This is a genomic window from Prevotella sp. HMSC077E09, from assembly GCF_001814685.1.
Lineage (GTDB): Bacteria > Bacteroidota > Bacteroidia > Bacteroidales > Bacteroidaceae > Prevotella > Prevotella oris.
The window spans coordinates 1-374 of record NZ_KV817505.1 but is presented as its reverse complement, the minus strand read 5'-3'; the positions used below and the strand labels follow the sequence as shown (position 1 = coordinate 374).

Annotated in this window: 1 protein-coding gene; it reads right to left on the bottom strand. The window is 50.8% G+C overall.

Annotated features, from left to right (window positions below):
- Positions 1–373, bottom strand: a 373-nt coding sequence (locus HMPREF2983_RS02240; protein ID WP_141757612.1) for an IS30 family transposase, incomplete at its 3' end; no start/stop codon positions are given.
- Position 374: the final 1 nt, after the last annotated feature.

Here is a 374-nt window from a genome sequence, read left to right as displayed (position 1 = left end):
CGGCCTTGGAAACCTCCCGGGCCGTCTTGTATTTAGCCAACTTTCTGATAATCCCAAGGTTGGTACTTCTCTCCACCATGGTTAATGCCGATGAGTTTCCCGGGCCGATGATCAGATCCATCTCCCAGTCTCCGAACCGCTTTCCGTCAGCACAGGCAGGACGTTCGTCTATGCTTTTCCGATTCCCAGAGAGTGACTTTTGGTCTCTTTTAAGCCAGTGGTTCCTGTATTTGAAATGGAAACGACAGTACCTATAGATGTCTCCACCGGCATTACGGTCCCGCCAGATGTACTTGTATATGGTCGTGTGAGACACACACTTCCTGCCAAATGTCTTCATACGCCCGCATATCTGCTGTGCAGACCAGCCCATC